This is a genomic window from Zemynaea arenosa, assembly GCF_004614185.1.
In the GTDB taxonomy this organism is placed as follows: Bacteria; Pseudomonadota; Gammaproteobacteria; order Burkholderiales; family Burkholderiaceae_D; genus Telluria; species Telluria arenosa.
The window spans coordinates 1-8203 of the sequence record NZ_SPVF01000007.1; the positions used below are offsets into that span (position 1 = coordinate 1).

At 67.3% G+C, this 8203-nt stretch carries 9 protein-coding genes and 1 pseudogene; 9 read left to right on the top strand and 1 reads right to left on the bottom strand.

Annotated features, from left to right (window positions below; all coding sequences use genetic code 11):
* The 3 genes from fliK to E4L96_RS00505 all read left to right on the top strand — a co-directional run.
* Positions 1–353 (top strand): flagellar hook-length control protein FliK (fliK, locus tag E4L96_RS00495; protein ID WP_135205286.1); only part of this gene is annotated, 353 nt, incomplete at its 5' end.
* Positions 346–735: an EscU/YscU/HrcU family type III secretion system export apparatus switch protein gene (locus E4L96_RS00500; protein ID WP_135205287.1), complete on the top strand. Its 390-nt coding sequence runs from the start codon at positions 346–348 to the stop codon at positions 733–735. The genes fliK and E4L96_RS00500, both read left to right, overlap by 8 nt.
* Positions 722–1480: a flagellar brake protein gene (locus tag E4L96_RS00505; RefSeq protein ID WP_135205288.1), complete on the top strand. Its 759-nt coding sequence runs from the start codon at positions 722–724 to the stop codon at positions 1478–1480. The genes E4L96_RS00500 and E4L96_RS00505 overlap by 14 nt, the downstream gene beginning before the upstream one ends.
* A gap of 51 nt (positions 1481–1531) precedes the next feature.
* On the opposite strand, the gene fliE is transcribed toward E4L96_RS00505, so the two are convergent.
* Entirely contained in the window at positions 1532–1909 is a 378-nt protein-coding gene (gene fliE / locus E4L96_RS00510) for a flagellar hook-basal body complex protein FliE (protein ID WP_135205289.1), read from the bottom strand.
* A 153-nt stretch (positions 1910–2062) separates the two neighbouring features.
* Here fliE and fliF point away from each other — a divergent pair, with 153 nt between their 5' ends.
* The 6 genes and pseudogenes from fliF to E4L96_RS00540 all read left to right on the top strand — a co-directional run.
* A complete protein-coding gene (gene fliF, locus E4L96_RS00515; protein ID WP_135205290.1) occupies positions 2063–3772 on the top strand; it encodes a flagellar basal-body MS-ring/collar protein FliF in 1710 nt (569 codons plus the stop codon).
* Positions 3765–4760 carry a flagellar motor switch protein FliG gene (gene fliG, locus E4L96_RS00520; protein ID WP_135205291.1) on the top strand — a complete coding sequence of 332 codons (996 nt, stop codon included), beginning with the start codon at positions 3765–3767 and terminating at the stop codon, positions 4758–4760. The genes fliF and fliG overlap by 8 nt, the downstream gene beginning before the upstream one ends.
* Positions 4760–5401, top strand: a complete 642-nt coding sequence (locus E4L96_RS00525) for a flagellar assembly protein FliH (RefSeq protein ID WP_135205292.1) — start codon at positions 4760–4762, stop codon at positions 5399–5401. The genes fliG and E4L96_RS00525 overlap by 1 nt, the downstream gene beginning before the upstream one ends.
* Positions 5401–6804, top strand: a complete 1404-nt coding sequence (fliI, locus tag E4L96_RS00530; protein ID WP_135205293.1) for a flagellar protein export ATPase FliI — start codon at positions 5401–5403, stop codon at positions 6802–6804. The genes E4L96_RS00525 and fliI overlap by 1 nt, the downstream gene beginning before the upstream one ends.
* A 35-nt stretch (positions 6805–6839) precedes the next feature.
* A complete protein-coding gene (gene fliJ / locus E4L96_RS00535) occupies positions 6840–7286 on the top strand; it encodes a flagellar export protein FliJ (protein WP_135205294.1) in 447 nt (148 codons plus the stop codon).
* Between the two features lie 17 nt (positions 7287–7303).
* Positions 7304–8203, top strand: a pseudogene (locus tag E4L96_RS00540) (hypothetical protein); the annotation flags it as partial.

Sequence of the window (8203 nt, forward strand, 5' to 3'; positions counted from 1 at the left end):
ACCTGCAGCTCGGCACGCAGGAGCAAGGCCGCGTCGTCTGGCAGGGCCCCGCCTGGCCCGGCCAGGACATGCACTGGGAAATCCAGCGCGACGTCCCCGAGCGCCAGGGCGGAGGCAGCGAGCAGGCGCCCGCCTGGCGCAGCGGCATGCGCTTCCGCTTTGCTGGGCTGGGCGAAGTGAACGCCACCGTCCTCCTGCACGGCGACCGCGTGCACGTCCAGATCGAAACCGGCAGCGGCGCGATCGGCAGCCTGCTGCGCGAGCAGGCCCCGGCCCTGTCCACCGCCCTGGACGCCGCCGGCACCCCGCTCGCGTCCTTCGACGTCCACACCAAAGGCCTGCGCCGTGGCTGACCAGAACGGCAATCACGGTGGCCGCAATCCCGGCCCGCCGCCGCGCACGCCGCCCGCTTCCGCGGTCGCTTTGGCGTATGCTGACGGCGATGTCGCCCCCAAGGTGGTCGCCAAGGGCAAGGGCCAGGTGGCCAGCCAGATCATCGCGCGCGCCCAGGAACACGGCGTATTCGTGCACGAGTCGAAGGAACTGGTGTCTTTACTCATGCACATTGACCTCGACCGGCAGATCCCGCCCGCGCTCTACCGCATCGTTGCGGAACTGCTGGCCTGGCTGTACCATATTGAATCTGCGCAACAAAGTGGTGGCGTCATGCCTGCCCCACCGGACGCGGCAACACTGATAGAACCTAACTCGGCCAGCAACGATGCAACAACCTAACGACCCGAGCCTGGAAAACTGGCATGACTACGAAGTGCAGTCGCAGCGCGAGATCGTCGCGCTGCTGCGCGGCATCCGGGACAAGAACCAGCTCGTCCGCATGCTCATCAATGGCGAGGCCGACGTCTGCGTAACTTCCGTGCTGGACGTCGATCCCGACACCCGCACCGTGCTGCTCGACTGGTCGGTGGACCGCGAGCAGAACCGCCGCGCCATCGCCGCCAAGCGCGTGCGCTGCGAGACCTTCCTCGACAAGATCCGTATCCTGTTCGATGCCGCGCCCCTCACCGAGGCGCAGTACAAGGGCAGCCCCTGCCTGCGCATGGACGTGCCGGAGACCCTGATCCGCCTGCAGCGCCGCGAGTACTACCGCATGCCCACGCCGGTCAGCAATCCGATCAAGGTCGTGATCCCGCTGCCGGAGGAACTGGGCGGCGGCACGCAAAGCTTCCCGCTGGCCGACATCAGCGTCGGCGGCATTGCCATCCTGGACAACAACAAGGCGCTCGGCGAGACCATCGGCGTGGACTTTCCCAACTGCCGCCTGGAGCTGCCCGAAGTCGGCCCCGTCATCACCACCCTGCAGGTGCGCAACCTGATGGACATGACGCTCCTGAACAACAAGACCAACCGCCGCCTGGGCTGCCAGTTCATCAACATCTCGCGCGGCAACCTGGCGAATGTGCAAAAGTACATCACCAAGCTGGAGCGCGAGCGCAACGCCCGCCTCTCGGGCCTGGCTTGAAAAACAAAACGGAGCCAGCGGCTCCGTTTTTCATTCATGCGGCGACACTGCTCAAACCTGCATGTTCATGATGTCGTGATACGCCGCCACCAGCTTGTTCCGGACCTGCACGGTCGCCTGGAAGTTGATGCTCGCCTTCTGCATCGAAATCATCACATCCGACAGCGAGACCTTGTCGTCCCCCAGGGCAAAGGCCTGCCCCATGGCATCGGCCTGGTTCTGCGAGTTGCTGACGGCCTGCAGCGAATTCTTCAGCGCGTCCGCGAAATCGGCTTTTGGCACGCCGCCGGCGCCACCCGGTCCCGCACCCACGCCGCCCACGCCGCCCGCGCCCGGCGCACCGACGCCGCCCGGCTTCTGCTGGGCCGCGGCTTTCATCTGTTCCATCATCGAGAGGATCCGGCTCCGGTCGATTCCGCCCACGTCCATGTTGTGCTCCTTGGTGTCAGGCTGACACAATAGCAGCCGGGAGCGCAAATTTCCGGTCAAGCAGGGGTGTAAACCTGCCGCTATTTGGGCCTTTAAACCGCCGCGGCCGCCTCCATAATGCTTGCCTGATCCCAACCCTTTTCTCGCACATCCATGGCCGTCGCTGACGATACCGTAACTCTCGGAGATACCCCCGACCAGGCCCGCCGCCCCGGCTTCCTGCAAACCACGTTTGGCCGGAATATCATGCTCGGCGCCGGTATCGCCGTGGTCATCGCCATCATGGCCGGGGTGTGGATGTGGAGCCAGCAGCCGGACTACCGCGTCCTGTTCTCCAATTACAGCGACCGCGATGGCGGCGCCATCACCGCCGCGCTGGACCAGATGGGCGTGCCCCACAAGTTCTCCGAAGGCGGCGCCGCCATCCTCGTCCCCGCCAACCAGGTGCACGACGTGCGCCTCAAGCTGGCCTCCCAGGGCCTGCCCAAGGGCGGCAATGTCGGCTTCGAGATCATGGAAAACCAGAAGCTGGGCATCTCCCAGTTCCTGGAGCAGGTGAACTACCAGCGCTCGCTGGAAGGCGAACTGGCACGCTCGATCGAATCGGTGGCCGCCGTGGCCTCGGCCCGCGTGCACCTGGCGATGCCGAAGCCGTCCGTGTTCGTGCGCGAGCAGCAGAAGCCGACCGCCTCCGTGCTCCTCAACCTGCAGCCGGGCCGCGCGCTGGACCCGGCCCAGGTCCAGGCCATCGTCCACCTGGTTGCCTCCTCCGTCCCCGAACTCACCACCGGCAACGTGACCGTGGTCGACCAGAACGGCAACCTGCTGTCCGAGACCAGCAAGCAGGCCGGCAAGCAGCAGCTCGACCCGAATCAGCTGAAGTACGTGGCCCAGCTGCAGGCCAACATCGTGCGCCAGGTGGAATCGATCGTGACCCCGCTGGTGGGCGACCACAACGTGCGCGCCGAAGCCACCGCCGACATCGACTTCGCCCAGACCGACACCGCCAGCGAAGCCTACAAGCCAAACTCTCCGCCCAACGAATCGGCCATCCGCAGCCAGCAGACCAGCGAAGCGAATGGACCGGGCAGCAGCGCCGCCGGCGTGCCGGGCGCCCTGTCGAACCAGCCGCCGGGCACCCCGGCCGCCCCGATCAACGCGGCCCCGGGCTCCAACCCGAACACCGCGGCCGTGCCGGGCGCCGCCGGCAGCACCGGCCCGAGCCAGAAGAACTCGACCACCAATTTTGAAGTCGACAAGACGGTCAAGTACGAACAGAAAGGCATGGGGGGCATCAAGCGCCTGACCGTGGGCGTGGTGGTCAACTACCGTCGTATCGTCGACCCGAAGACCAACAAGGTCACCGTGCGCCCGCTGACCGCCGCCGAGATCCAGCAGATCAATGACCTGGTCAAGGAAGCCATGGGCTTCAGCCAGGAGCGGGGCGACACCGTCAAGGTCACCAACCTGCCGTTCGACGGCGTCGACCGCCCGGTCGAGGTGCCACCGGAAGTCCCGTGGTGGAAAAACCCGGACAACTGGTCGCTGGCCAAGGAGATCGGCAAGTTCCTGATCGCCTTCGTGGTGATGAGCTACCTGTTCTTCCGCATCCTGCGCCCGATGCTGAAGCCGATCTTCCGCAAGCTCGATGAAATCGCGGACGTGCCGCCCCCGCCGCCGCCGCCGCCCGAGCCGGACCCGGAGGACGAACGCCAGGAAGCGATCAAGTCCCAGCTGGAAGAGATGGAAGCGCAACAAGCCGCCGGTTACCGCGAGAACCTGCAGATGGCCAAGAACCTCGCGAAGGAAGATCCACGCATCGTGGCCAACGTCGTAAAAGCATGGGTAGGTTCCAATGAATGACAACGGTATCCAGAAAGCGGCCATCCTGATGCTCGCCATCGGCGAGTATGAGGCGTCCGAGGTGATGAAGTACCTCGGCCCGCGCGAAGTGCTCAAGCTGGGCGCCGCCATGGCCACCATGAAGGGCGTGCAGCACGAGCAGGTGGTGACGGTGCTGGACGCCTTCCGCGCGCAGACCGAATTGAATTCCACCGTCGGCCTGGATTCGGATGAATACATCCGCCAGGTGCTGACCAAGGCGCTCGGCGACGACAAGGCTTCCGTGCTGCTGGCCCGTATCCTGGGCGGCAAGGACGCTTCCGGCATCGAGTCGCTCAAGTGGATGGACGCGCAGTCGGTCGCGGAACTGATCCGCAACGAGCACCCGCAGATCATCGCCACCATCCTGGTCCACCTCGAGCGTGACCAGGCCTGCGAGATCATGGGCCACTTCTCGGACCGCCTGCGCAACGACGTGGTGCTGCGCATCGCCACCCTGGACGGCGTGCAGCCGGCCGCGCTGCGCGAGTTGAACGACGTGCTGACCAAGCTCCTCTCGGGTAACGAGAACATCAAGAAGTCCTCGCTGGGCGGCGTGCGCGCGGCGGCGGAGATCCTCAACTTCATGTCCGGCGAACAGGAAAGCTCGGTCATGGACGCCATCAAGAACTACGACAACGACATGGCGCAGAAGATCATGGACGAGATGTTCGTCTTCGATAACATCATCGACATCGACGACCGCGGCATCCAGCTGCTGCTGCGCGAAGTGCAGTCCGACATGCTGATCATCGCGCTCAAGGGCGCCTCGCCGGACCTGCGCGACAAGATCTTCAAGAACATGTCCTCGCGCGCCGCCGAGATGATGCGCGAAGACCTCGAATCCAAAGGGCCGGTGCGCCTGTCCGAAGTGGAATCGCAGCAGAAGCAGATCCTGCAGATCGTGCGCCGCCTCGCCGACGAAGGGCAGATTGTCCTCGGCGGCAAGGGTGAGGATTCGTTCATCTGATGAGCACTCCGAAAGAACAGCTCACCGCCTACCAGCGGTGGGAAATGAACTCCTTCGATCCCCCGCCGCCGCCGGCGCCGGTGGCGGCCGAGCCGCACATCAAGCTCCCCACGCAGGAAGAGATCGAGGCGATGATGGAGTCCGCGCGCGCCGAAGGCTACGAGACCGGGCGCGCCCAGGGCTACCAGGACGGCCTGGCGCTCGGCCGCGCCGAAGCGGCCACCGAGCAGGAACACCTGCGCTCCATCGCGGCCACCTTCGGCAGCGCGGTGGCGCGCGCCGACGAGACCATCGCCAACGAGGTGCTGGAACTGGCGCTGCAGCTGGCGCGCGCCATGCTGCGCACCGCGCTGGAAGTGAAGCCGGAACTGATCCTGCACGTGGTGCGCGAAGCGATCGGCTACCTGCCGGTGCTGCAGCAGCCCGCCTCGCTGTACCTGCACCCCGCTGACGCAGAGCTGGTGCGCGACGCCATCGGCCACGAGCTGGCCGAAACCGGGTGGACCATCAAGGATGATTCGGCGCTGGCGCGCGGCGGCTGCCGCATCGACACCGCGTCCAATCAAATCGACGCCACCGTGCAGGCCCGCTGGGCGCGCCTGACCGCGGCCGTGGCCAAGAACGTGGAGTGGCTGGGCTGATGGGCGCACCGGAACTCGACCAGCACACCGGGCGCTGGAGCGCCTACCTGAAGGACTGCGGCGCCCTGGTCGGCTTCGTGGAGCCGATGCAGGTCTCCGGCCGCATCACGCGCGTCGCCGGCCTGGTGATGGAATGCGTGGGCCTGCGCCTGGCCGTGGGCTCGGCCTGCACCGTGCCGCTGGCGAATGGTTCGCGCATCGATGCGGAAGTCGTCGGCTTCGAAGGCGACCGCCTGTTCCTCATGCCGCAGCAGGACGTGGAAGGCGTGGTGCCCGGCACCCGCGTGTTCCCGGTCGAGCCGACCGTGCCGCGCCCCGGCACCGTGTCGCACCCGCGCCGCCGCCCCAGCGACCGCGCGCGCCACCTGCCGGTCGGCGGCCAGCTGCTGGGCCGCGTGCTCGATGGCGCCGGCCGTCCGCTGGACGACAAGGGCCCGGTCCATACCGACACCTCGGCCCCGATCAACGTGCGCCCTGCCAACCCGCTGGACCGCAAGCCGATCCGCGACACCATGGACGTGGGCGTGCGTGCGATCAACGCCATGCTGACGGTGGGCCGCGGCCAGCGTCTGGGCCTGTTCGCCGGTTCCGGCGTCGGTAAATCCGTGCTGCTCGGGATGATGGCGCGCTACTCGGCCGCCGACGTGATCGTGGTGGGCCTGATCGGTGAGCGGGGCCGCGAGGTCAAGGAGTTCATCGAAGAGATCCTGGGCGAAGAAGGCCTGGCGCGCTCGGTCGTGGTGGCCGCACCGGCCGACACCTCGCCGCTCATGCGACTGCAGGGCGCGGCCTATGCCACGGCGATCGCGGAGCACTTCCGCGACGAGGGCAAGGACGTCCTGCTGATCATGGATTCGCTCACGCGTTACGCGATGGCGCAGCGCGAGATCGCGCTGGCGATCGGCGAGCCGCCCGCCACCAAGGGCTATCCCCCATCGGTGTTCGCCAAGCTGCCGGTGCTGGTGGAACGCGCCGGCAACGGGCCGGAGGGCGGCGGCTCGATCACCGCCTTCTACACCGTGCTGACCGAGGGCGACGACCAGCAGGACCCGATCGCCGACTCGGCGCGCGCGATCCTGGACGGCCACTTCGTGCTGAACCGCCGCCTGGCCGAGGCGGGCCACTACCCCGCCATCGACATCGAACAGTCGATCTCGCGCGTGATGCACTCGATTACCTCGCCCGAGCACCAGCGCGCCGCGCGCCGCCTCAAGCAGCTGTATTCACGCTACGAGCGCTCGCGCGACCTGATCTCGGTGGGCGCCTATGCGCCGGGGACCGACCCCACGCTCGACCAGGCCATCCAGCTGCACGACCAGATCGAGCATTTCCTTTGCCAGGAAATCACCGAAAAGGTGGGCATGCTGGAGAGTTTGGGGCAATTGACCTCGCTGTTCCCCTGATTGACGGCGGGTTGACGTCCCTATAATCGACCTCCATGGCCCAGACGTCCGCACTCGACACCCTGCTCGACCTGGCCCAGCGTGCCACCGACGATGCCGCCAAGCGGCTCGGCGCCGCGCTGCAGGCCGTCGAGGATGCGAAGCAGAAGGCGCAGATGCTGGACGGGTATCGCGACGACTATGCGGCCAAATTGGATATGGCGCAGCAGAACGGCATCACCCCGCAGGCGTACCAGAATTTCATCGCCTTCATGGCCAAGCTGGACGCGGCGATCAAGGGCCAGCGCGAGATCGTCAAGCACGCGGAAGCGCGCGCGGCCATGGAAAAGAAGGCCTGGCAGGAGTGCGAGCGCAAGCGCCTGTCGTACCGGACCCTCTCCACCCGCGCGGCGGAGCAGGCCCTGAAGCTGGAAAACAAGCGCGACCAGAAACTGATGGATGAACACGCGGCCCGGCAGGCGTACTACCGGCGCGAAGGCTAAACGGACCGAGACGGACCATGCTGAACCCGAACCTCACCAACTCCCTGACCAGCGGCGCGTCCGACGCGAACCCGCTGGCTGGTCTCTTCAACGGCAACGCCACGGCGGCCCGCAACGGTGCGAACCTGGGCGCGGACGGCGTCTCGTTCAGCCAGACGCTGTCGCGCGAGATGGCGCAGCGCCAGGCGGGCACCAATCCCGGCGCCCCCAGCCCGGCCCCGGCGCCGCAGCAGGCCCCCAAGTCCGCGCAGCAGAGCAAGCCGGCCGAGAAGGCGCCTGACGCCAAGCCCGCGCAGGCCGACAACCAGACCGACGCCAACAAGCAGGCCGAGAGCAGCGCCTCTGCCGATGCCGCGCCCGCCGACAAAACTGCCAGTACGGCAGCGGAGAAATCCTCCGCCAAGCCTGCGGACGACAGCGCCTCGGCCTCCAAGTCGGCCGACGAGAGCACCGAAGACCAGCAGGTCGCCGACGCCAACGCCGCCGTCACCCCCGTCACCGACATGCTGGCCCTGATGGCCAGCCTGGCCAAGCCCGCCGCGCAAGCCGCCCAAGCCGCCGACCCGGCCGCCGCGGCCGCCACCGCGGACGCCATCGGTGGCATCGGCAAGGGTGGCAAGGGCAGCGCCGTGAGCACTGACCCGGGCGCGATCCAGGCCCTGCAGGACGCCGCCGACGATGCCGCCGCCACCAGCTTTGCGACCGCGCTGACCAAGACCGTGGCCGCCCTCGGCGAAGGCAAGGGCAAGCCCGTGGCCATGGACGGCCAGCAACTCGCCCTTCCGAAGGATGGCGCCGCCAAGGATCTGAAACTCGACCTGGGCACCGCTGCCGCCGCCGGCAAAGCCACCGACCTGACCGACGCCGCCGCCAAGCCGTCCGCGGCCACGGCGGCCGCCCGTGCGGACGCCAAGGTG